Annotated in this window: 18 protein-coding genes; 12 read left to right on the top strand and 6 right to left on the bottom strand. The window is 71.7% G+C overall.

Annotated features, from left to right (window positions below; translation table 11 throughout):
- Positions 1–86 precede the first annotated feature (86 nt).
- Positions 87–1,598 (top strand): sensor histidine kinase, encoded by a 1,512-nt coding sequence (locus tag D1J51_RS11545; RefSeq protein ID WP_119075381.1) that lies wholly within the window; start codon positions 87–89, stop codon positions 1,596–1,598.
- Between the two features lie 35 nt (positions 1,599–1,633).
- Here the strand turns inward: D1J51_RS11545 and D1J51_RS11540 are convergent, their stop codons facing one another.
- Positions 1,634–2,089 (bottom strand): hypothetical protein, encoded by a 456-nt coding sequence (locus D1J51_RS11540; protein WP_119075379.1) that lies wholly within the window; start codon positions 2,087–2,089, stop codon positions 1,634–1,636.
- The gene (locus D1J51_RS11535) at positions 2,086–3,612 is read right to left on the bottom strand and encodes a PspC domain-containing protein (protein WP_119075377.1); all 1,527 of its coding nucleotides are present in this window, start codon (positions 3,610–3,612) and stop codon (positions 2,086–2,088) included. The genes D1J51_RS11540 and D1J51_RS11535 overlap by 4 nt, the downstream gene beginning before the upstream one ends.
- Positions 3,613–3,726: 114 nt before the next feature.
- Between D1J51_RS11535 and D1J51_RS11530 the strand changes: the two genes are divergently transcribed.
- Positions 3,727–5,118 carry an ATP-binding protein gene (locus tag D1J51_RS11530; RefSeq protein WP_119075375.1) on the top strand — a complete coding sequence of 464 codons (1,392 nt, stop codon included), beginning with the start codon at positions 3,727–3,729 and terminating at the stop codon, positions 5,116–5,118.
- Positions 5,115–5,801: a LuxR C-terminal-related transcriptional regulator gene (locus D1J51_RS11525; protein WP_119075373.1), complete on the top strand. Its 687-nt coding sequence runs from the start codon at positions 5,115–5,117 to the stop codon at positions 5,799–5,801. The genes D1J51_RS11530 and D1J51_RS11525 overlap by 4 nt, the downstream gene beginning before the upstream one ends.
- Before the next feature lie 4 nt (positions 5,802–5,805).
- Here D1J51_RS11525 and D1J51_RS11520 read toward each other — a convergent pair whose 3' ends face one another.
- Positions 5,806–7,371 carry a dolichyl-phosphate-mannose--protein mannosyltransferase gene (locus D1J51_RS11520; RefSeq protein ID WP_240423203.1) on the bottom strand — a complete coding sequence of 522 codons (1,566 nt, stop codon included), beginning with the start codon at positions 7,369–7,371 and terminating at the stop codon, positions 5,806–5,808.
- 47 nt (positions 7,372–7,418) lie between these two features.
- Here D1J51_RS11520 and D1J51_RS11515 point away from each other — a divergent pair, with 47 nt between their 5' ends.
- The 9 genes from D1J51_RS11515 (at position 7,419) to infB (ending at position 21,658) form a co-directional block, all read left to right on the top strand.
- Positions 7,419–9,185, top strand: a complete 1,767-nt coding sequence (locus D1J51_RS11515; RefSeq protein ID WP_119075369.1) for a proline--tRNA ligase — start codon at positions 7,419–7,421, stop codon at positions 9,183–9,185.
- 246 nt (positions 9,186–9,431) lie between these two features.
- Entirely contained in the window at positions 9,432–9,725 is a 294-nt protein-coding gene (locus tag D1J51_RS11510; RefSeq protein ID WP_119075367.1) for a WXG100 family type VII secretion target, read from the top strand.
- A gap of 54 nt (positions 9,726–9,779) precedes the next feature.
- Positions 9,780–10,085: a hypothetical protein gene (locus D1J51_RS11505; RefSeq protein WP_119075366.1), complete on the top strand. Its 306-nt coding sequence runs from the start codon at positions 9,780–9,782 to the stop codon at positions 10,083–10,085.
- Positions 10,082–12,196: an alpha/beta hydrolase gene (locus D1J51_RS11500; protein WP_119075364.1), complete on the top strand. Its 2,115-nt coding sequence runs from the start codon at positions 10,082–10,084 to the stop codon at positions 12,194–12,196. Before D1J51_RS11505 ends, D1J51_RS11500 begins: the two co-directional genes overlap by 4 nt.
- Entirely contained in the window at positions 12,193–12,777 is a 585-nt protein-coding gene (locus D1J51_RS11495) for a hypothetical protein (RefSeq protein WP_162903792.1), read from the top strand. Before D1J51_RS11500 ends, D1J51_RS11495 begins: the two co-directional genes overlap by 4 nt.
- Complete coding sequence (locus tag D1J51_RS11490) at positions 12,774–17,423, top strand: FtsK/SpoIIIE domain-containing protein (protein ID WP_119075360.1); 4,650 nt, start codon at positions 12,774–12,776, stop codon at positions 17,421–17,423. Before D1J51_RS11495 ends, D1J51_RS11490 begins: the two co-directional genes overlap by 4 nt.
- Positions 17,424–17,513: 90 nt before the next feature.
- Positions 17,514–18,509 carry a transcription termination factor NusA gene (nusA, locus tag D1J51_RS11485; protein ID WP_119075359.1) on the top strand — a complete coding sequence of 332 codons (996 nt, stop codon included), beginning with the start codon at positions 17,514–17,516 and terminating at the stop codon, positions 18,507–18,509.
- Between the two features lie 149 nt (positions 18,510–18,658).
- On the top strand, positions 18,659–18,916 hold the full coding sequence (locus D1J51_RS11480) for a YlxR family protein (protein WP_119075358.1): 258 nt from the start codon (positions 18,659–18,661) through the stop codon (positions 18,914–18,916).
- A gap of 75 nt (positions 18,917–18,991) precedes the next feature.
- Entirely contained in the window at positions 18,992–21,658 is a 2,667-nt protein-coding gene (infB, locus tag D1J51_RS11475; RefSeq protein ID WP_119075356.1) for a translation initiation factor IF-2, read from the top strand.
- A gap of 97 nt (positions 21,659–21,755) precedes the next feature.
- Here infB and D1J51_RS11470 read toward each other — a convergent pair whose 3' ends face one another.
- The 3 genes from D1J51_RS11470 to D1J51_RS11460 all read right to left on the bottom strand — a co-directional run.
- Positions 21,756–22,166 carry a VOC family protein gene (locus tag D1J51_RS11470; RefSeq protein ID WP_119075354.1) on the bottom strand — a complete coding sequence of 137 codons (411 nt, stop codon included), beginning with the start codon at positions 22,164–22,166 and terminating at the stop codon, positions 21,756–21,758.
- Positions 22,167–22,176: 10 nt separating this feature from the next.
- On the bottom strand, positions 22,177–22,620 hold the full coding sequence (locus D1J51_RS11465) for a helix-turn-helix transcriptional regulator (protein WP_119075353.1): 444 nt from the start codon (positions 22,618–22,620) through the stop codon (positions 22,177–22,179).
- A gap of 30 nt (positions 22,621–22,650) precedes the next feature.
- A partial coding sequence (locus tag D1J51_RS11460) for a DUF805 domain-containing protein (protein WP_162903791.1) occupies positions 22,651–23,033 on the bottom strand: 383 nt, incomplete at its 5' end.

The following is a 23,033-nucleotide window of genomic DNA, read 5'->3' as shown; positions in this document are numbered from 1 at the left end:
GGACGATTATGATCTGGTCTATTTTGGTGCGTCCCCCCGAAGCGGCGCGAGGCGGCCGCGCGGGGCGGATCATCTAGGCTTGAACGATGGCGACTCTGCGTAATCTGGCGACGAAGTACTCGACTCTGGACGAGGAGGAGATCGAGTGGCTGGAGTTGCTCGCGCTCGACTGGCAGCTGATGGCCGATCTGGCGCTCAGCGATGTCGTACTGTGGGTGCCGGCCGGCGACGGCGGCTACCTGGCCGTCGCTCATAGCCGCCCCGCGGGATCGGTGACGCTCTTCTACCGCGATGTGATCGGCGACTTCCTGCGCGAGGACTGGCGCGAACTGGTCGACGAGGCCATGGAGACCGGCCGGCCGGTCGTCTCGACCTCGCCCGCGTGGTACGAGGAGAATCCCATGCGTCTCGCGGCATATTCCGTGAGCCGCATGGACGGCGATGGCGCGGCGCACGGCCCCTTCGCCGTGGTCACCGTGCACACGAGCGTGGCCGATACGCAGAAGGCGTCCCGCATCGGCGCCGCCTTCCGCGAAGTCTCCGAAGACCTCTTCGCCATGGTCCAGGAGGGCCTCTTCCCCTCGGCCGGGAGCTCCCGCGGCGGCGAGCAGGGAGCACCCCGTGCCTCGGACGGGCTCGTGCGTCTGAACCCCGAGGGCATCGCGACCTTCGCGAGCCCCAACACGCAGACCACCTTCACCACGCTGGGGTACCGCGACGAGATCGAGGGCGAGAACTTCTCCGAGGTCATCGCCGAGCTGATGAAGGGCCACTTCGACACCAACGAGTCGCTGCCCCTCATCGCTCAGGGCAAGGTCGCGAAGCGGGTCGAGATCACCGTGCGCGGGCGCACGGTGACGCTGCGCTCGATCCCGGTCATCCGCGACGGCGCGAGGGTCGGGGGAGTGGTGCTCACGCGCGACGTCACCGAGCTGCGCCAGCAGGCGCAGGAGCTCATCACCAAGGACGCGACGATCCGGGAGATCCACCACCGCGTCAAGAACAACCTGCAGACCGTGGCCTCGCTGCTGCGCGTGCAGGCGCGCCGCGCCCGCAGCGAGGAGGCGAAGCAGGTGCTCGGCCAGGCCATGCGCCGCGTCGCGGCCATCGCCGTCGTGCACGACACGCTCTCGACCGGCCTCTCGCAGATCGTCGACTTCGACGTGGTCTTCGATCGTGTGCTGGGGCTCGCGGCTGAGGTCGCGAGCCTGCACGGCACCACGGTGCACCCGCACAAGGAGGGCGTCTTCGGCGAGCTCCCCTCCGAGTACGCCACGCCGCTCGCGCTCGCGCTCACCGAGATCGTCACGAACGCGGTCGAGCACGGCCTCGCGGGGCGGGAGGGAGACGTGTTCATCCGGGCCGACCGCACCGATGAGCGGCTGGCGGTCGAGGTCATCGACACCGGAACGGGGCTGCCCGGCGGCACGGTGGGGGACGGGCTCGGAACCCAGATCGTGCGCACGCTGGTCGAGGGAGAGCTGGGCGGAAGCATTACGTGGGGGCCCGATGAGCGGGGCGGCACCCGGGTCGCCATTCAGGTGCCGCTGCACTGGATCGCCGTGCAGACGCGCGAGATCCCGCGCGTTCAAGGGTAGGGCGCGCGGGGTCCGGGTCGCGAGCCGATGCGGGCTCAGCGGCGGTTGCGGATCACCACGGCGATGCCGACCCCGAGCAGCAGGAGGCCCAGCCCGATCACCGTCGCGGCGATCCACCACGACGTGTCGAGTCCGTCGCCCCCGAAAGCGCGTTGCACGGTGTAGCCGCAGAAGGCGAGGATCAGCGCGCCCCACACGATCGGCCCCGTCCGCGGTCCGGTGCGCCTCGCCGCCGACCCCGCCGTCCCGGGCCGCCGTGCGGGGGCGGCGGGCGGCCCGGGTGCCGGCGCCTCGGGTGCGGGCGGCACCGGGGCGGGCGGCTCCGGGGCGGGCGCTCCCGATGCGGACGATGCGGACGGCGCGGGTGTCGCCGGTGCGCCGAGGATCGGCGCGGTCGGATCGTGTGGGAGGTGCTCGCGGGGGATCGGGCCGGTCGTCCGGTCGGAGGTCTGCGGCCGCTGCGGGTCCGGGGTCTCGGGATTCGTGCTCATCGTGCCATCTCCTGTTCGAGCTTCCGCCGCTGCTTCTCGGCGAGCGATTCGTCCGGCCCGTTCGACCGGGCCCCTTCGACCCGGACGTTGCCCGCCAGCAGGTACACCGTGACGTGCACCACGGAGTCGTCTGCGAAGGCGTCGTCGACGCGATCCAGCCCCACTCCCGTGTCGTTGCGCAGGAAGGGACCGGAGAGCCGCACGCCGTCGCGCTCGGTGCCCCGCTCGCTGATGTTGCCCGCGAGCACCCGTGCCCGCACCGCGGTGGGCCGCGATTCGGGCAGCGTCACCGTCGTGTTGCCGGCGAGCTGCCAGACCACGAGGTCGCCCCGCTCGCCCGGGTTGGCGTCGAGCGAGCGCAGGTCGACGTCGGCGTTGCCGCCGATGATGACCGCGCCGGGGCTGCTCAGCCCGTCGACGCGCATGTTGCCGAACGGCTGGAATCGAGTGCCCCAGGGGAGCACGACCGCGATGAGCAGCGCGAAGACGCCGCACGCCGCGAGGAAGCCCACCCAGCCCGTGTGCCGTCCGCGCACCCCCGCGACGATCAGCGAGAGCGCGAGCACGGCGAGGGCGGCGACGAGGCCGGCGACGAGGGGGGCGGATGCGACGCTCGCGATGGCGGGCTCCGCCTCGAAACCGAGCACCCAGAAGCCGGTGAGGCCGCCCGCGAGCAGCGCGAGCGCGAGGGTGAGGATCGTCTGGGCGGCGCCGAGCCTGTGGGCCTCGTGGTGCTCGGCGTAGCGCACGCTCCACTCGTCCGCCTGACGGCCGACCTCCTCTCCCCACCGGTTCGCACGCTCGCCGACGCGCTGACCCCAGTCGTTCGCCCGCTGGGAGAAGCGCTGCGCGGAGTCGTCGTCCGTCGCGGAGGGCCCGGGTCCGTCCGCGGCGGGCGACCCCGCTGCTCCTGAGGAGGGTCCGCCGACGGTCGGTTCGTCCGCTCCGCCGGACGGCGCCTCGCCCGCACGCCCGCTCTTCTCGCGGCCCCGGTCCAGGATCACGCGGCGCAGCCAGATGCCGGCGACGGCGATGATCGCGATCCAGAACAGCCACGCGATCGTGGCGGTCACCCAGCCGGGAACTCCGATGGCGCCCCAGACATCCCAGCTCCACACGCTGAACACGGGGAACCCCGTGGCGGCGGGGATCAGGATCCCGAGGACGGCGGGAAGCAGCACGGCGGCGGCGATCACGATCGCGGTGATGAGCACCCAGGTCTCCGCCCGGCCGCGAAAGACGTCCTCCACGTGGATGCGGCCCCGCGAGTCCGGCAGCAGCAGCCAGCCGGTCAGGTAGATCAGCAGCCCCGGCCCGCCGAGCAAGGCCAGCACCACGAAGACGCCGCGCACGATGAGCGGGTCGATGCCGGCCTTCGCCGCGATGCCGCCCGCCACGCCGCCGAACCAGCGATCCGAGCCGCGCACGATGCCGAGGTCGCGCAGCCAGGCGAAGAAGGCGCTGCCGGGCGGCGGTCCGCCGGGGCGGGCGCCGGGGCGTTCTGAGTCCGGTGACGTGTCCATGCCTCGAGTCTGCCGCCCGCCACCGGCACCGCGCCATCGGGGTTCACCCTGATCCGTCCCTGAACCGTCGCCCCGGGGTCCCCGAACGTCGGAGGCAGCTGCTTGGATGGGAGCATGGACCGGATCCCGCTCACCCGACCGCGCGACGATCGCGTGATCGCGGGGGTGTGCGGCGGGCTCGCGGCGCACCTGGGGGTGCCGGTCGGCCCGGTGCGCGTCGGCATGCTCGTGATGACCCTCCTCGGGGGCTTCGGCGGCCTGCTCTACCTCTGGCTGTGGGGCACCGTGCCGGGAGCGGGAGACGTCGAGGGGATCGTGCCGCTGCGACGCGCCCTGACCCGCCCGGCGGAGCGGCCGTCTCCCGCGGGTGCCGCCGCTCCGCCGGTCCCGGCCGCCGCGATCTCGCCGCGGGCGCCGGTCTCGAGCGAGCCGACTGCGGCGGCGCCGGATCCCCGACCGGCCGGTGCCGGTCCGCGCGAGCCGGGCCTGCCCGAGAGCGCCCCTCCCGCTCGGGGGCCGGCGGTGCCGCGGCGGCGCTGGCCCGTCGCCGAGCTGCTGCTCGGCGCCTGCCTGCTCGTCACGGGCGCGGGACTGGTGCTCGAGCGCCTCGGCGTGCAGCTCGAACTCGAACTGCTGCTGCCCGCGCTCGCGGTGCTGGCGGGCGTGGGACTCGCCTGGTGGCAGATCGCGGATCGCGACCGCCCCGACCGTCATCAGCTGCCCCGCGTGCTCGCGGCGCTCGCGCTCGTGGCCGTGGGCGTGCTCATGTTCTTCGTGACCGCGCGCGAGCCGAGCGCCTGGACCGTCATAGCCGCGGCCGTCTCGGTGCTGGCCGGGGTCGCGCTCGCCGTCGCGCCGTGGCTGCTGCGCGTCAACCGTGAGCTCATGGCCGAGCGCGCCGCACGTGCTCGCGAGGCCGAGCGCTCGGACATCGCCGCCCACCTGCACGACTCGGTGCTGCAGACGCTCGCGCTCATCCAGCAGCGCTCCGAACCCGGCAGCGACATCGCCCGGCTCGCCCGCGGGCAGGAGCGGGAGCTCCGGGAGTGGCTCTTCCGCGGGGCCGACGGGGGCGCCGCTCCCGCGCGCGCGGCCGTCGACGCCGAGCTGCGCGCGCACGCTCAGACGCTCGAGGCCCACCACCCGGTGCGCTTCGAGATCGTCGCCGTGGGAGTCGGCGCGGGGCTGCTCGCGCCCGACGCTCTCGTCGCCGCCGCGCGCGAGGCCATGCTCAACGCGGCCCGGCACGCGGGCGGAGAGGTGACCGTCTATCTCGAGGCGACGCGGGATCGGATCGCCGTCGACGTGACGGATCGCGGGCTCGGGCTAGACCTCGATGACCTGCCCGAGGGACGCATGGGCGTGCGGGAATCGATTCTCGGGCGCATGGAGCGGGCCGGGGGCACGGCGAGGATCGTGCGGGGACCGGGCGGATCGGGCACCTCGGTGCGCCTGTCGATTCCGCGCGAGAACGTCGACGGGGTTGAGGAGGAGGAGGAGCGATGAGCGAGCGGGTCGACGAGACGGGACGCGATCCGATCAGGGTGGTGATCGTCGACGATCACCAGATATTCCGCACGGGCCTGCGCGCGGAGCTCGGGGAGCAGCTCGAGGTGGTGGGCGAAGCGGCGGACGTCGACGAGGCGGTCGCGCGCATCTCGGCCTCGGCCCCCGACGTGGTGCTGCTCGACGTGCACCTGCCCGGCGGCTCGGGCGGCGGCGGGGCCGAGGTGCTGCAGCGGCTGTCGCGGGCGCCCGCGGCGCGCGGCGCGCGGTTTCTGGCGCTCAGCGTCTCCGATGCCGCCGACGACGTGGTGAGCGTGATCCGCGCCGGGGCGAGAGGCTACCTCACGAAGACGGCCTCCGGCGCCGAGGTCACGGCGGCGGTCGTGCGAGTGCACAGCGGCGATGCGGTGTTCTCGCCGCGTCTGGCGGGGTTCGTGCTCGACGCCTTCGGCGCCGGGCTGGGGGAGACCGCGGCGCGCGACGACGAGCTCGACCGGCTCTCGGCGCGCGAGCAGGAGGTGATGCGCATGATCGCCCGGGGCTACGCCTACAAGGAGGTCGCGGCCGAGCTGTTCCTCTCCGTCAAGACGGTCGAGACCCACGTGTCGAACGTGCTGCGCAAGCTGCAGCTCTCCAACCGCCACGAGCTCACCGCCTGGGCGCTGCAGCGGCGCCTGCTCTGAGTCGCTAGCCCCACCCGGGCAGCCACAGGTGCCACTTCCAGAACCACTCCGCCACGGGCATGCCCGACCAAACCGGGAAGAACAGCACCGCGAGCGCCATCGCGGCCGTGATGAACAGCGCGACGGCGATCCGGCGGCCGCGCAGCGCCTCCGGCGACGAGTCGAGGCGCAGACCGGCAGCGGCGCCCGCGCCGGAACGCAGCGGGATCCCGGTCAGCAAGCCGAGCAGCAGTGCGAGCGCGAGCGCCGAGAACGGCGTGAGCACGACGGCGTAGAACTGGAACACGGCCGAGCGCGAGAACGTGAACACCCAGGGCAGCCACCCCGAGAGGTACCCCGTCAGCACGAAGGCCCCCGCCGCGACGAGCGGATCGGGGGCCGCCGATCCTCGTCCGCGCGTCGAGCGCCGCACGATCAGGTACGCGATCACCAGCAGCGCCGCCACCCCTCCCCAGGTCACCAGCGGGTTCGGCAGCGGAGAGATCGCCGCGACGCACGCGCCCTGCGGGCACCCGTCGGTCCAGCGGGCCTTGTACATGGCGGTGGGGATCAGCGCCAGCGGCCAGGTGAGCGGGGGCGACTGGTAGGGGTGGGGGGCGCTCAGCGTGCTGTGCCAGCCGAGCATCTCGGCGTGATACCGGGCGAGGGAGACCGGCCAGGGCGTGCCGGGGGTGCGCCCCCAGCCGCCGGGGTTCAGGATCCAGCCGGCCCAGCTCGAGATGTAGACGACCGCGGCTGCGGGCAGCGCGATCGCGGCGGAGACCAGCGCTTGCAGCGCGGATCCGGCAACCGCCGACCGCCGCTCCCCGCCGGCGCGCAGGCGGGCCAGCAGGTCCCGCACCGTCACGTACACGAGAAAGAACGCGAGCGCGTACAGCCCCGACCACTTGACCGCGGCCGCCGCCCCGAAGGTGAGCCCGGCCGCCAGCAGCCACGGTCTGCGCCAGACGACGTCGGGTGCGATCGCCCTCCGGCCCGTGGCAGATCCGGCTCCGGCCGGAGGCGTTCGGCCGGAGACCTCCGAACGGACGAGGGCGTCCGACCGGAGCGACACGGCCTCCTGATCTCGCCACACGAACAGCGCGCCCAGCGCCACGAACAGGGTCAGGATCCCATCGAGCAGCCCCACACGGCTCAGCACCACGTGCACCCCGTCGATCGCCAGCAGCAGGCCCGCCGTGCAGGCGACGAGCAGGCTGCGAGAGATCCGCCACCCGAGGCGCATCACCACGGCGACCGTCGCCACGCCGGCGACGGCGACGGCACTGCGCCATCCCCACCCGCTTCCCGGCCCGAAGACGAGGATCCCGAGGCCGATCAACCACTTGCCGAGCGGCGGATGCACGGCGTTCGACGGGGCGTCCGTGAACCCCGTCGCCCTCGCCCCGCTCATGTCGGGGTCGTCATCGGGCCAGACCGTCGGAAAGCCGCGCGCGAGCTGGCTGATGGCGTCGCGCACGTAGTAGAGCTCGTCGAACACCAGGGAATCGGGGCGGGAGAGCGCCCAGAAGCGCAGCGCCGCCGCGATCCCGAGCACCGCTGCCGGCCCCAGCCATCGCCACCACCGCATTCCGCTCACGCCCCCAGCCTAGGGCGGCGGCGGGCTACGATGGTGGGGTGATGACACGGCTCAGCAACTACTTCCTGAAGACCCTGCGCGAGGATCCCGCCGACGCCGAGGTGGCCAGCCACAAGCTGCTCGTGCGGGCGGGATACATCCGCCGCCAGGCCCCGGGGGTGTTCGGGTGGATGCCGCTGGGCCTGCGCGTCAAGGAGAAGATCGAGCGCATCGTCCGCGAGGAGATGGCCGCGGCCGGTGCGTACGAGGTGCACTTCCCCGCGCTGCTGCCGCGCGAGCCGTACGAGGCGACCGGGCGCTGGGAGGAGTACGGCGACGCGCTCTTCCGCCTGCGGGATCGCCACGGAGCCGACTACCTGCTCGCGCCCACGCACGAGGAGGTGTTCACGCTCATGGTGAAGGACATCGTCTCCTCGTACAAGGATCTGCCGCTCGCGCTCTACCAGATCCAGGACAAGTACCGCGACGAGGCGCGCCCCCGGGCCGGTCTGCTGCGCGGCCGCGAGTTCACCATGAAGGACGCCTACTCGTTCGATGTCAGCGACGAGGGGCTCGAGGCGTCCTACCAGCGGCAGCGCGACGCGTACGAGCGCATCTTCACGCGGCTCGGCATCGAGTACGTGATCGTGTCGGCCGATGCGGGGGCCATGGGCGGCTCGCGCAGCGAGGAGTTCCTGCTGCCCATCGAGATCGGCGAGGACACCTTCGTGCGCTCGGAGGGCGGTTACGCCGCGAACGTCGAGGCGTATCGCACGCCGGTTCCGGATCCCCTGCCGGTCGAGGGCCGGCCCTCGGCCGTGGTCTTCGACTCGCCGAACACCCCCACCATCGAGACGCTCGTGTCGCACGCCAACGCGGTGCTGCCCCGTGCCGATGGGCGGGAGTGGACGGCCGCCGACACGCTCAAGAACGTGGTGCTGGCGGTGACCTCGCCGGAGGGCGAGCGCGAGGTCGTGGTCATCGGCATCCCCGGGGATCGCGACGCCGAGATGAAGCGCATCGAGGTGGCGTTCCCGAACTGCGAGGTGGAGCCCGCGTCCGATGAGGACTTCGCGCGGCATCCGGGCCTGGTCAAGGGCTATATCGGCCCGGTGCTGAACGGCTCCGCGGTTCTGGGCATCGAGGGGACGACGGGGATCCGCTATCTGCTCGATCCGCGCGTGGTCGACGGCACGTCTTGGGTGACCGGCGCGAACGAGCACGAGAAGCACGTCGCCTACCTGGTCGCGGGGCGGGACTTCACCGCCGACGGCGTGGTGGATGCGGCGACCGTGCGGGACGGCGATCCAGCTCCGGACGGCTCGGGGCCCGTCTCGCTCGCCCGCGGCATGGAGCTCGGGCACGTGTTCCAGCTCGGCCGCAAGTACGCCGAGGCGCTGGGTCTGCAGGTGCTCGATGAGAACGGCAAGCTCGTCACCGTGACGATGGGTTCGTACGGCATCGGCGTGACCCGCATCATGGCGGCGCTCGCCGACCTCAACCACGACGATCGGGGGCTCGTCTGGCCGCGCGCGATCGCGCCGTTCGACGTGCACCTGGTCGCGACCGGCAAGGACCAGGCGGTGTACGAGCTCGCCTCCGAGCTCGCCGCCTCGCTCGACGCGGCGGGGGTCGAGGTGCTCTACGACGACCGCCCCAAGGCGTCGCCGGGCGTGAAGTTCGGCGACGCAGAGCTGCTGGGGGTGCCGCGCGTGGTCGTCGTCGGCCGCGACGCCGCCGAGGGGTTCGCCGAGGTGTGGGACCGGGCGGCGGGCACGAAGGAGAAGGTGGCTCTGGCGGAGGTGCCGGCGCTGTTCGTCGCGTAGCCCCTCGTCTGCGAGGCCGGGCCGGGACTCCCGCCCGGCCTTTCGCGTGCGTGCGGGGAGGATCTCCTGCTTCGCTCACAACCTCCTCAACGAGGCGATGCGAGCGACTTATGCACAGATTGCTCGATCTCGTCTTCACGCCTCGTCCCGCGTGAATACAGTGAGGATCGTCTCCGAAAAACGGCCGGAGACGACCCCGACCGCGGGCGAACCGGGCTTCGCGCGCCTCACGAACAGGAGCATCCCATGGCCAACATCAACGTCTCGTACTCGGAGATGGAGCAGGCCGCGGCCCAGTTGGGGCTCGGCCGCGACGAGATCACGCAGAAGCTGCAGTCCATGCAGACGCAGATCGCCAACCTGGTGGCGTCGGGGTTCGTAACCGACCAGGCCTCCGGCAGATTCAACGCGGCGTACACCGAGTACACGAGCAGTGCGCACGCGGTGGTGGGCCGGCTCGGCGAGATCCAGAACTTCCTCACGCAGACCGCCAATGCGATGCGCGAGATGGACGCGCAGATCGCCTCGAGGATCGGTTAGAGCCTCCGCGCCGGTACGGACTGTCCACGCGCGTGCGGGAGAGGAGGAGACCTCGTGGCGGAACGGCTCTCTATTCGGGACGATGCCCTCGCGGCCGCCGGTGCGTTCCTCGTCACCGCGGCCGGCGACCTGGCGGCGGGCCGGTCGGCTCCGCCGGCGGCGCCGGCGAGCCTGACGGGGATCGGCGGAGAGGTGCGCGGTTTTCTCGGGGGTCTGCAGACCGGGCGGCTGGCGCTGGCCGACGCGGCGAAGACGGCGAGCGAGCAGATCGCCGGGGTGATGCAGGACAGCTCCGATCTCGACGCGCGCGTGGCCCGGACGCTCGACGCCGGTTTCGCGGTGACGGGGAGCGGGCGATGACCATCTACGTTCCCGGCGACGCCAACGCCCTGCTCGAGGGGACGCCCGTCTTCGGATCCGTCGCCGAGGTCGGTGCGGCGGCGGGATTCGCGAGCGAGGTCGCCGCCGACGCGACCTGGTACGCCCTATCCGCGCAACAGGCCAGGCTCTCCCTGGACGGAGTCGCGAGCGACGGGGTCGACGGGGTGCGCGAGAAGGTCGGCGACCGCCTGATCCCCGGGGCGAACACGCTCCACCGCAGTGCGACGGAGGCGAAGAAAGCGTTCGACGCGTACGCCGCGGAGGTGGATCGGATCCACTCGGAGGCGAGCAGCGTCGTGCGGGAGGTGGGCGACCAGCTGGCGACGATCCGCTCGCAGGCCGCCGCCATCGAGGACATCGCCTCGCTGATCAGGGTGCCCGCGCCCTACTCCTGGAACGCGGGGGCGCCGGGTGCGATGCCGGATCCGCAGCTCGGCTTCGGCAGCGAGGAGTTGGAGGCCGGCGAGCGCAGGATCGCGGTTCAGCAGTTGCGGGCGATGCACGAGCAGGGATGGCTGGCCGCCGCTTCACGGTGGCGGGCGGCGATCGAGGCCGTCGACTCCGCAACCGGGCGGTGGTCCGCGCTCATCGAGGATCGCGGGCGCGCCGAGGCGCGCCTCGTGGGAGCCCTGGACGCGACCACGATCGGTCGGCTGCTCAGCGTGAGCGAGAACGACCGGGCATCGCGCAGGTTCACCGTGGCCACGGCCATCTCGGGAGAGCTGTGGGGGACGAGCGGGGGCGCCCCCGCACTCGTGAAGGAGCACCCCTTGCTGACGGGACCGCTGGGGAGCGCGTCGGGCGAGGGCGTCGGGGAGGCGCCGACCGATCCCGAAGCGGTGGCGGCCGCGTGGGCGGGGCTGAACGATGATGAGCGCCGACGGCTCATCGACGAGGCGCCGTGGGTGATCGGCAATCTGCCCGGCCTGCCGTTCGCAGTGCGTGACGAGGCGAATCGGAGGCTGGTGGAGTACTACCGGTCGTACCCGCAGGAGCTCACTCCGGATCAGCTCGAGCTGCTGGCCGCCGTCTGCGAGATTCTCAAACGGGAGGAGTCCGACCTCGTGCGGTACGGGAGCGCCCGCCCGCCGGTGCAGCTCGTCGCCCTCGACATGACGGGCGAGGCGCCGACCATCGCGGTCTCCTACGGAGACCTCGACGTGGCGCGCTACACGACGTGGGAGGTTCCCGGCATGAGCAGCGATGCGCGGCGAGCGCTCGCGAGCTGGGACGAGGCGAGCCGGAACCTGTACGAAGCCCAGCAGAGCAAGCTGAGCCTCACCGACCCGACAGCCAACGCGGTGGTGGCGTGGCTCGGCTACGACACCCCCGACCTGCCGTACGAGGGGGATTTCGGGGTGCTGGGTTCGGCGTCGGCCGCCACGGGCGCCGCGCGCTTCGCGGCCGAGCTCGACGGGGCGCGCGCCGCCCGCGAGAGCGGGAAGCGCGGTGCGCCGGCGACGGGCGTGCTCGCCCACTCCTACGGCACTACGCTCGCGGCGATCGCGCTCACGCGGGTGCGGCATCCCGTGGACACCCTGACGATGCTCGGCTCCGCGGGGCTGGACACGCGGCTCGTCGGAGGTCTCGACGAACTGCGCGTCGCGGAGGCGGCTCCCGGCCAGAAGGCGATCTACACCACGCACGCGTCGGGGGATCGGATCGCGCCGTTCGGAGCGGGGATATCCGGGAGGGGCCAGCCGAACCCCTCCGCGCGCGCCCCGTTCGGGGCGCAGCTGAACAGCCCCGTCTACGAGGGCGCCTTCGTCTTCTCCTCGGAGGGCGACCCGCTGAGCGGGTTGAAGCCGACCGACGGGCACTCCACGATCGGGGAGGGAGAACGGCGCGGCCTGATCGGCGTGTCGGCGTCGACGGGGCACGGGTATCTCGATCGGAGAACGCAGTCACTGGACAGCGTCGCCCAGATCACGACCGGCCGGATCGGCGCGGAACTCGGCGCGTCCCTGCGAAGAGCGGGCGACAGCCACTTCGGCCTCACGCCGGCGCTGCCGAATCCGCTGGGGCCGCTTCCGCTGATCCCGCCGCTCCCGATGCTGCGGGAGACGCTGAGCTATGGGGGTGCACCGTGAGACGAGGACGCGGGAGGATCGGCGCCGCGGCACTGATTGTCGTCGTGGGCGCGGCCGGGCTGATCGGCTGCGCGCGCGAGGCGCCGATCGTGTCGCGGGGGAGCCGGACGACCGTCATGACGCTGGACGAGCAGCGGTCCTGGGTGGCGGGGCAGCTCGACCTCGCAGTGCGCGCGAGCGGGGTGTCCGACGGCTGGTACGACAGCTTCGATGAGGCCCTCCTCTGGAGCGCGGGGAGCACCGCCGACCGCGAGAGACTGCTGAACTCGCTGCTGCCCCGCGGGTGCGACGGGTTCGCCGGTCGACTCAGCGTGACGTTGATCAACAACGACGCGCCCGACCCGTTCGCCGCGGCCGGGCGCGTGCGCGCCTTCTGGGAGTCCGAGGGGTGGAAGGTGACCGATATTCGAAGCTATAGCGCTGGCAAGGAACCATATTTCCGGGCTGACAGGGAAGGCGGTGCGGAACTCGCGCTCGAGGCCGCCGAGGGAGGCATCGCACTCGAGGTCGCAAGCGCCTGCTCCGCGCACAACACGGTCACGAGCTGGGAGCGCTATCTCGACGAATCGAGCGAGCCGTGAAGATCCCCGTCACGCTGGTCGCATCGCAGGGCATGGTCCGCGACGTGACGCTCTCGTGCGACGCCACAGCCACGGTCGCCGACGTCGCGCGATCGCTCATCCGCGCGGACGCGGGAGGGGATCCTCGGCTCATCGCGCTCGCCGCGACCCGGGTCGCACCGGTCACGCTCCTCGGCTGGCAGCACGGATCGGACGCGCCCGTCCTGCTCGATCCGTGCACTCCAGCCGCGGTCTCCGGTCTGCAGTCGGGGTGGGTCATCGAGCCGGTTGCGGAGTTCTCGCCCGCGAGGCCGGCTCTCCGGCTCATCGAGGCGGCGGGCTATGCGGAGGTGCGCTCCGGACGGCACGCCGGCGTGGTCTACAGCCTGCTGGCGGGTGCGAACGTCATCGGGCGCGACCCGTCGTGTCGGGTGCATCTCGGCGACGCCAGCGTCTCGCGACGCCACGCGGTCCTCGAGATCGGCGCTCAGCACGTGCTGCGAGACCTCGGCTCGGCCAACGGTCTCCTCGTCGACGGCGAGGCGGCGAGTGAGCGCCGCGTCGAAGGGCCGTGCACGCTGACGCTCGGTGAGGTGGAGCTGCGGGTGGTCCTCGGTCCGCCTCCGGTCATTCAGCGCGAGCGGTCGCATCGCACCCTGCACACGCGACCCCCGCGGGTGACCCCGCGCTTCCCGAGCTCGGAGCACGAGCTGCCCGCGCCGCCGGAACCGCCGAGCACCGGCGGCATCCCGATACTGGCCGTGCTCGCTCCGATGCTGATGGGAGGAGCGGTGTACGCGGCGACCCGGTCGCCGATGAGCCTGCTGATGGTGGCGTTCTCGCCGGTGATGATGATCGGGTCCTGGCTCGACGGGCGCCTCGGCGGTGCCCGCCGGCACGGACGCGAACTCGCGCGGTTCGAGGAGGCGCTCCGGGTCGAGCGCGATGAACTGCGGGAGCTTCGGGACCGCGAGATCCGAGTGCGGGCGGCCGAGGCGCCGGGGCTCGCCGATGTCATCGCCGCGATCGGCGAGCGCAACGGGCTTCTGTGGACGCGCCGTCCCGAGCATCGCCGGTTCCTCGAAGTGAAGCTCGGCGAGGGAAGCCTCCCGAGCCGCACGGCGGTCGTGCTCCCGCCGCGGGGCGGGGCGGCGGGAGCGTCGTGGAGAGCGCTGCGCGACGTCGAAGCGGAGTTCCGGGAGGTCGGGCCCGTCCCGGTGCTCGAGCGGCTCGACCGCTGCGGTGCGCTCGGCGTCGCGGGAGAGCCGCGGTGGGCGGACGGGATGGCGCGCTCCCTCGTGATGCAGCTCGTGGGGCTCCACTCGCCCGCGGAGCTCGTCGTCGCCTGCTTCGCCCGTCCCGGTCAAGCGGAAGCTTGGGGCTGGCTGAAGTGGCTGCCCCACGTGGATCCGACGACGAGCCCGATCGGCGTCTGGCAGCTCGCCGACGACATCGCCGACGCGGCGCGCCTGCTCACCTCGCTCGAGGAGCTGCTCGCGGCCAGACTGGCGAGAGCGGGATCGAGCAGGACCGTGCGATCCCGCGCCGAGGAGGAGGACCGCGCCGACGACGCGGGAGGGGCGGGTCCCGACGCGCTGCCGGTGACGCCCTGCGTGCTCGTTCTGGTGCTCGACGACGGCTGCACCGACCGCTCCCGGCTCATCTCGCTCGCCGAGACCGGACCCGATGCCGGGATCCACGTCATCTGGATCGGCGAGACGCTCGACGAGATCCCCGCGGCCTGCCGAACGTACGTCGAGTTCCGGGCGGGGGAAGGCCGGGTCGGATTCGTGCGCTCGGGAAAGACGGTTCTGTTGCAGCGGCTGGAGCTTCTGGATGCGACCGTCGCGCTCGCCGCAGCCCGCCGCCTCTCACCCGTGGAGGATGCGGGAGCGCGGGTGCTCGACGAGAGCGACCTGCCGAGAACCGTGGATCTGCGCGAACTGCACTCCGCCGACCTCATCGGGGGCGCCCCGCCGATCCTGCGGGCGTGGGCGGCCTCCGGCAGCCTGACCGCGCGATGGCGCGAGGGCGAGGAACGGGCCCCGATAGCACTCGCAGCGGTGGTCGGGCAGGGCGCGGAGGGCCCCGCGGCGCTCGACCTCAGGGCGCAGGGGCCGCACGCCCTCGTCGGCGGGACGACCGGTGCGGGCAAATCGGAGTTCCTGCAGACCTGGCTCATGAGCATGGCGGCGAACGTGAGCCCGGATCGGCTGACCTTCCTACTGGTCGACTACAAAGGAGGCGCCGCATTCGCGGAGTGCGTCGATCTTCCGCACACCGTCGGCCTCGTGACGGATCTGAACCCTCGTCTGGTGCGTCGTGCGCTCACCTCTCTGCGTGCGGAGCTGCGCCACCGCGAGGAGTTGCTCGTCCGGCACGGAGCCAAGGACCTCATCGCCATGGAGCGCCGTTCCGATCCCGCCGCTCCTCCGATGCTCGTCATCGCGATCGACGAGTTCGCCGCACTCGCCGCCGACGTTCCCGAGTTCGTTGACGGGGTGATCGACATCGCGCAGCGCGGCCGCTCGCTCGGTCTGCACCTCATCATGGCGACGCAGCGCCCCGCCGGGGTCATCAAGGACGGTCTCCGGGCCAACACCAATCTGCGGGTGGCGCTGCGCATGGCGGACGAGGCCGACAGCATCGACGTGATCGGTGTGAGGGACGCGGCCCTCTTCGACGCGGCGGTTCCGGGCCGGGGCGCGATCAAGGTCGGCGCGGAGCGCATCGGCCACTTCCAGACCGGCTATCTCGGCGGACGCGCCTCGACGACCGGCCCCGCGCCGCACATCGGGATCCGGTCATTGCGCTTCGCCGAGGGCGCAGAGTGGGAGGTGCCGCCCGACCCAGGTCGGGGTCGCCGCAGCCGGGCGGATCAGCCGCGCGACATCGAGCGGCTGCGAGACGGCATCGTCGACGCCGCCCGGCTCGCCGGGCTCGTCGTTCCGCGACGGCCCTGGCTCGATGCGCTACCGTCGATCCTCGACCTCGCCCGGCTGCGGGAAGCGGCGAACGTCGATGAGGGGACCGGCGAGAGAGCGGGGGCGGGTGACGCGGCCCTGATCGCGCTCCGCGACGAACCCGCGGCGCAGGCGCAACGACCGTGCTTCGTCGACCTGGAGCAGTGCGGCAACGTCGCGTTCGTCGGCGCGAGTGGAACCGGCAAGACGAGCGCCCTGCTCACGCTCGCCGCCGCCCTGAGTATCGACGCAGACCGATCTCCCGTGCACCTCTACGCCATCGATGCCGCTGGAGGGGCGCTCGGGGCGCTCGCCGCACTCCCCACGGCGGGTGCGGTCGCCCCGCTCTCCGACATGGAACTGGTGGGCCGGGTGCTGCAGCACATCCTGGACGCGATCGCCGAGCGCGGGCCCCGTTACGCCGCCTCCCGCGCGGCGGGTCTGTCCGCCTACCGCGGCGCTCCCGGCGGCGAGCGCGAGCCGCGCCTCGTGCTCATGCTCGACGGGCTCGGGCCGTTCCGGCAGGCGACTGAGACCCTCGGCGCCCCAAACTCGCCCTTCCAGAAGCTGGTCGAGATCATGACGACGGGGCGTTCCGTGGGCGTGCACGTCGCTCTGACGGCCGACCGCCCCTCCGGCATTCCGGCGTCGCTGGCATCGGCCCTGCAGCAGCAGTGGGTGCTGCGATTGGCGAGCCCGCACGAGTACGGTCACGCGGGCGTCAGGAGCGACGCCCTCGAGAACGCTCCGCCCGGCCGGGCCGTGATCGTCGGGGCGGAGGAGGAGCTCCAGATCGCCCTGTACGGTGCCCGGCCCGAGCTCGACGAGCAGGCGCGCTCGCTCGAGCGGCTGGCTTCCGCGCTGCAGCGGCGCGGAACGCTCCCGGCGCCGCTCGTGCGCAATGCTCCTCGAACGCTTCCGCTCCGAAACCTCCCGACTGAAACGGAGGGGAGGCCGGTCTACGGCATCGACACGAGAAGCTTCGCCCCCGTCGGCCTGCCGGCGCGCGGCCTCGGCGTCGTCGCCGGCCCGAGCGGGTCGGGGCTCTCCACCGCAGCGCTCGCCTGCGTCGAAGCGATGGTGCGGCGGGCCGCAGCACGCGGCGGGTCGTGCGAGACCACGCTGCTGACCTTCACTCTCGACGGCCTGCGCGGGTCGCGGGACTGGGGGCGCGTGGCGTGCGGCGAGGAGGAGGTGCGGGACCTCGCCCGCGGCCTCGTTCTCGCGCTCGGGGGAAGGCCCGCGGCACTCGCGCGCGGTGCACCGGGCGGGGTCATCGGAGCGAGGCGGGGGCGACCCGATGTGACGCCTCCCTCGGCGGATGAGCCCCGTGTCGAGACCGGGAGACCGGCGCTCCTGAGCGCCGGCGCCCGCAGCGTGATCGTCATCGAGCGCCCCGCCGACGCCGAGGGGACCGAGGCGCTCGGGGAACTGGTCGCGCTCGCGAGGGCCGCGCGACGGGCGGAGGCGCTGGTGCTCTTCGAGTTCGAACAGGGCACGGGCGGTCCCGTCTGGGAGCTCCTCTCTGCGCTCAGGCAGCCGAACTGGGGCCTTGCGCTGCAACCGGACGAGGGTGAGAGCCAGTCGCCGTTCCGAGAGTCGTTCGGGCGGACCGGGCGGGCCGATTTCCCTCCCGGTCGCGGCTTCGCGGTCGAAAGCGGTCGAGTGACGCCGGTGCAGGTCGCGCTCCCGGCGCCGTTGTAGCCGAGTGCGGTATTCTGATGGATCCGCCCCGCCCGGGAACCTCCGGAACGGCACAGTTGAATAGACATCTCAATACCCAGGGAGGCCACCGTGAAGATCGAACTCATCACGCTGCGACAGATCGAGCGCGAGAAGGAGATCCCCTTCGATGAGCTCGTGGAGATCATCGAGCAGGCGATCCACTCGGCCTATCTGCGCCACGCCGAGAACCAGAACATCCCGGTGCCCCGGGAGGACGAGGTGCGGGTCACGCTCGATCGCAAGACCGGCGATATCTCGGTGCTCGTGCCCGAGGTCGATGACGAGGGCCGGGTCATCGGAGAGGCCTACGTGACCGCGGACGAGTTCGGCCGGGTCGCGTCGAGCGCGGCGAAGCAGGTCATCAACCAGCGGCTGCGCGATCTCACCGACGATGCGGTGCTCGGCGCCTTCAAGGACAAGGAGGGGCAGGTCGTCTCCGGCGTCGTGCAGCAGGGCCCCAACCCGCGCATGGTGCACATCGACCTGGGGGAGCTCGAGGCGATCCTGCCGCCCGAGGAGCAGGTGCCGGGGGAGCGGTATCCGCACGGCACGCGGATGCGCGTGTATGTGACCAGTGTCTCGAAGGGCACCAAGGGGCCCCAGGTGATCGTCTCGCGCACGCACCCCGGCCTGGTGCGCAAACTGTTCGAGCGGGAGGTGCCCGAGCTCGCGCAGGGACTCGTGGAGATCGTCTCCCTCGCCCGAGAGGCGGGGCACCGTACCAAGGTGGCGGTGCGCGCGAAGCAGGCCGGTATCAACGCGAAGGGCACCTGCATCGGCGAGATGGGCAGCCGCGTGCGCGCCGTGATGAGCGAGCTCGGCGAGGAGAAGATCGACATCGTCGACTACTCGCCCGAGCTGCCGAGCTTCGTGGCCAATGCGCTGTCGCCGGCCAAGGTCACCGACGTGTTCATGATCAACGAGTCGCTCAAGCAGGTGCGCGCGCTGGTTCCCGACTTCCAGCTCTCGCTCGCGATCGGCAAGGAGGGGCAGAACGCCCGGCTCGCCGCCAAGCTGACGGGCGCGAAGATCGATATCCAACCGGACTCGATCATGAATGATTGAATCCGCGGGTGCGCCGCGGCTCAGGGATGAGATCGCCGTCCACCCGGAGCTTTTCCGGGGATCCGCCCGGATGAACCGCGCCGCGCTGCGCGAGCTGTGCGACCTTCGCCCGAGGAGCGGGCGAGAGCGGGAAGTGGGAAGCTGGTAGGATGAATTCGGTTCGGACCTGTGTCGCGTGTCGCAAGCGCGCTCCGCGCACAGAACTGCTGCGGGTGGTACTGCACGATGGACGGCTGATTGCCGATGATCGGGCTGTGCTTCCGGGGCGGGGAGCCTGGGTGCATCCCACGGCTCGCTGTCTGGACCGAGCAGTGTCGCGCGGATCCTTTTCGCGCGCACTGAGGGTATCGGGGAAGCCCGATGCCGGCCCCTTAGAGAACAGGCTGAAAACACTCATGGACAACTAATGAGCGGCTCACGATGAAGCCCGTCCGATAATCAATGGTTCTCGCCTGTCTGGCGTGGACCCAGACAGGAGAAAAGTGGCAAACCCACGCGTACACGAGATCGCTGCGGAGATCGGTGTCGATAGCAAGGTCGTTCTGGCCAAGCTGAAGGAGATGGGCGAGTTCGTCAAGGCGTCCTCGTCGAGCGTCGCGCCCCCCGTGGCGCGCAAGGTCAAGGCCGCCCTCGAGGCGGAAGGCGTCGCGAAGCCCAAGGAGGATGAGACCGCCGCGAACCCGGCGGCCAAGAATCCCGCCGGCCCGAAGCCCGGCCCCAAGCCACCCGCTCCCCGGGCGGAGGAGCCCGCTCCCGAGCCCGAGAAGAAGCCGGCGGCCCCGAAGGCGAGCGCTGAGGCCCCGACGCCCGATGCGGCCAAGTCCGGTTCGAAGCCCGGCCCCAAGCCGGGTGGCCCCAAGCCCGCCGGCCCGCGTCCGGGGAACAACCCGTTCGCGTCGAGCCAGGGCATGGGGATCCCGCGTCCCCCGCGTCCGGGGAACAACCCGTTCGCTCCCAGCCAGGGCATGGGGCGCGGCGGCAATCGCCCCAATCCGGGCAACATTCCGCGGCCCGCTCCGCGCCCCCAGGGCGCAGGCGCCGGTGGCGGTCGTTCCGGCGGTCCGGGCCGTCCGGGCGCCGGCCGGCCCGCTGGCGGCGGCGGTTTCAGCCGCCCCGGCGGCGGGAGCGGTGCTCCCGGTGGCGGCGGTGCGGGCTTCGGCGGCCCCCGTCCCGGCGGCGGATTCGCGGGTCGCGGCCGAGGCGGGCGCGGCGCGGGCACTGCCGGCGCCTTCGGTCGCGGCGGCTCCAAGAGCAAGGCGCGCAAGTCGAAGCGGGCGAAGCGGCAGGAGTTCGAGATGCGGCAGGCGCCGTCGATCGGCGGCGTGCAGGTACCCCGCGGCGACGGCTCCACCCCGATCCGTCTGCGGCGCGGCGCGTCGCTCTCCGACTTCGCCGACAAGATCGATACGAGCGCATCGAACCTCGTGACGATCCTCTTCCACCTGGGCGAGATGGCGACCGCCACGGAGTCGCTCGACGAGGCGACCTTCGAGATCCTCGGCGATGAGCTGGGCTACAAGATCCAGATCGTCTCGCCGGAGGACGAGGACCGCGAGCTGCTCGAGGGCTTCGACATCGACATCGAGGGAGAACTCGAGGGCGAGGGCGACGAGGTGCTGCAGCCGCGGCCGCCGGTGGTCACGGTCATGGGCCACGTCGACCACGGCAAGACCCGCCTGCTCGACGCGATCCGCAAGGCGGACGTGGGCGGCGGCGAGGCCGGCGGCATCACCCAGCACATCGGCGCCTACCAGGTGCACACCGAGCACGACGGCGTCGAGCGCGCGCTCACCTTCATCGACACCCCGGGCCACGAGGCGTTCACCGCCATGCGCGCCCGAGGCGCGCAGGTGACCGACATCGCGATCCTCGTGGTCGCGGCCGACGACGGCATCATGCCCCAGACGATCGAGGCGCTGAACCACGCGCAGTCGGCGAACGTGCCGATCGTGGTCGCGGTCAACAAGATCGACAAGGAGGGTGCGAACCCGGAGAAGGTGCGCCAGCAGCTCACCGAGTTCGGTCTCGTGGCCGAGGAGTGGGGCGGCGACGTGATGTTCGTCGACGTCTCGGCGAAGAACGACATCGGCATCACCGAGCTGCTCGACGCCGTACTGCTGACGGCCGACGCGGGTCTCGACCTGCGCGCGAACCCGGACAAGGACGCGCGCGGCGTGGCGATCGAGGCCAAGCTCGACAGAGGCCGCGGCTCGGTCGCGACCGTGCTCATCCAGTCGGGTACGCTGCGCGTCGGCGACGCGATCGTGGCGGGCACCGCCTACGGCCGCGTGCGCGCCATGAGCGACGAGAACGGCGAGTCCGTGACCGAGGCGCTGCCCTCGCGTCCGGTGCAGGTACAGGGCCTCTCGAGCGTGCCGCGGGCCGGTGACAACTTCATCGTCACCTCCGAGGACCGCACCGCCCGTCAGATCGCCGAGAAGCGCGAGGCCGCCGAGCGCAACGCGCAACTGGCCAAGGCACGCAAGCGCATCAGCCTCGAGGACTTCACGAAGGCTCTCGAGGACGGCAAGGTCGAGTCGCTCAACCTCATCATCAAGGGCGACGTGTCGGGTGCCGTCGAGGCGCTCGAGGAATCGCTGATGAAGATCGAGGTCGACGAGTCGGTGCAGCTGCGCATCCTGCACCGCGGCGTCGGCGCGATCACGGAGTCGGATGTGGATCTCGCCACGATCGACAACGCGATCGTCATCGGCTTCAACGTGCGCCCCGACGTCAAGGCCCGGGAGCGCGCCGCGCGCGAGGGCATCGACATCCGGTTCTACAACGTCATCTACAACGCGCTCGACGACATCGAGGGCTCGCTCAAGGGCTTGCTCAAGCCCGAGTACGAGGAGGTCCAGTCGGGCGTGGCGGAGATCCGCGAGGTGTTCCGCTCGTCGAAGTTCGGCAACATCGCGGGCGTCATCGTGCGCAGCGGCACCATCACGCGCAACGCCAAGGCGCGCGTGATCCGCGAGGGCGTCGTGATCGTCGACGGCCTGGCCATCGAGTCGCTGCGTCGCTTCAAGGACGACGTGACCGAGGTCAAGACCGACTTCGAGGCCGGCATCGGGCTGGGCAGGTACAACGACATCCAGGTGGGCGACGAGATCGAGACCACCGAGATGGTGGAGAAGCCCCGGGCGTGACCTCGGAGCGACCGTCAAGGGGCGGGGCGGATCGGTGCGCAGCCGATCCGCCCCGCCCCTCTTCACCCCGCAGCAGTAAACCGCGCGAGCGGTGCGCTCAGCCCAGCTCCTGCACGCGCACCGTGTTGCCGGCCGGGTCGCGGAACGCGAAGTCGCGCGTTCCCCAGTCCTGGTCCATGGGCTCCTGCAGCACGTCGACACCGGACGCCTCGACGTTCTCGAACAGCTGCTGCAGCTCGTCGGTGGCGAACACGATCGAGGCGTAGGCGCCCTTCGCGACGAGTTCGAGCACGACGCGGCGCTCCTCGTCGGTGAGGCCGGGATCCACGGCGGGAGGGGTGAGAACGATCGAGGTGTCCGGCTGGCCCGCGGGTCCGACAGTGATCCACCGCATATCCTCGTAGCCGACGTCGCCCCGCACTTCGAAGCCGAGCACGTCGCGGTAGAACGCGAGCGAGGCCTCCGGATCGGTGTGGGGCAGGAACGTGACGTGAATGTTGATCTTCATGGCACTCACGCTACCGCGCGGGATCGGTCGGAACTTCTCGATCCCTGATCGGTTTCGTCGCGCGCATGGTGACGATCCCGGGCAGCCCGGTGAGCGGGGGCGGGCCCTCGCGCCGGTACCGGCCGGGCGAGGTGCCCACGAGTTCCGTGAAGCGCGTGGTGAACGTGCCGAGCGAGCCGTAGCCCACGGCATAGCACACCTCGGTCACGCTGAGGTCTCCGCGGCGGAGCAGGGTCATTGCGCGCTCGATGCGCCGCGTCATGAGGTACCTGTAGGGCGATTCGCCGTAGGCCGCCCGGAATTCCCGGCTGAGGTGCCCCGCCGACATCCCGACCCCTCGCGCGAGCGATTCGACGTCGAGCGGGCTCGCGTACTCCCGGTCGATGCGATCGCGCACCCGACGCAGCAGGCTGAGGTCGTGCAGACGCTGCGTGAAGCGTGCGTCTGCGGTCACGAGCGTCGTCCCCCTACCCCGGGAGCCGACTCAAGAGACGTCGAAGCGACGCCCCTCGGGGTTCGACGACAGCACCATGAAGATGAGCACGATCAAGCTGCCCACGGACGGGATGAGCGACAGGCACCAGAAGGCGCCGGAGAAATTGGCGTCGTGAAGGCGGCGCCAGGAGATCGCCAGGCCGGGCACGAGCAGCGCGAGTCCGATGAGGATGATCAGGCCGAGGCCGATGATCAGCAGCGCGACCCCGCCTCCGATGCCGGGGGCCGCCCCCGGAGAGGTCATGGTGTCGCCGTACTCGTCGATGTAGGTGGAGCTCGCGGCGGACGTCGCCAGCATGACGACTCCCACGATGTAGAGCACGAGCGGGATCAGCTGGACGAGGAAGATGAAGAGCGCGGTCCACCAGTATT

This window comes from Leucobacter sp. wl10, from assembly GCF_003569785.1.
In the GTDB taxonomy this organism is placed as follows: domain Bacteria; phylum Actinomycetota; class Actinomycetes; order Actinomycetales; family Microbacteriaceae; genus Leucobacter.
Note: the sequence above shows the minus strand (reverse complement) of the source record. Positions and strands in the feature narration are given on the sequence as shown.

What these genes read in the sequence shown, in the direction of transcription:
- D1J51_RS11545 (WP_119075381.1), top strand. Translation starts at nt 87, where the DNA reads ATGGCGACTCTGCGTAATCTGGCGACGAAGTACTCGACTCTGGACGAG.
- D1J51_RS11540 (WP_119075379.1), bottom strand. Translation starts at nt 2,089, where the DNA reads ATGAGCACGAATCCCGAGACCCCGGACCCGCAGCGGCCGCAGACCTCC.
- D1J51_RS11535 (WP_119075377.1), bottom strand. Translation starts at nt 3,612, where the DNA reads ATGGACACGTCACCGGACTCAGAACGCCCCGGCGCCCGCCCCGGCGGA.
- D1J51_RS11530 (WP_119075375.1), top strand. Translation starts at nt 3,727, where the DNA reads ATGGACCGGATCCCGCTCACCCGACCGCGCGACGATCGCGTGATCGCG.
- D1J51_RS11525 (WP_119075373.1), top strand. Translation starts at nt 5,115, where the DNA reads ATGAGCGAGCGGGTCGACGAGACGGGACGCGATCCGATCAGGGTGGTG.
- D1J51_RS11520 (WP_240423203.1), bottom strand. Translation starts at nt 7,371, where the DNA reads ATGCGGTGGTGGCGATGGCTGGGGCCGGCAGCGGTGCTCGGGATCGCG.
- D1J51_RS11510 (WP_119075367.1), top strand. Translation starts at nt 9,432, where the DNA reads ATGGCCAACATCAACGTCTCGTACTCGGAGATGGAGCAGGCCGCGGCC.
- D1J51_RS11500 (WP_119075364.1), top strand. Translation starts at nt 10,082, where the DNA reads ATGACCATCTACGTTCCCGGCGACGCCAACGCCCTGCTCGAGGGGACG.
- D1J51_RS11480 (WP_119075358.1), top strand. Translation starts at nt 18,659, where the DNA reads ATGAATTCGGTTCGGACCTGTGTCGCGTGTCGCAAGCGCGCTCCGCGC.
- D1J51_RS11470 (WP_119075354.1), bottom strand. Translation starts at nt 22,166, where the DNA reads ATGAAGATCAACATTCACGTCACGTTCCTGCCCCACACCGATCCGGAG.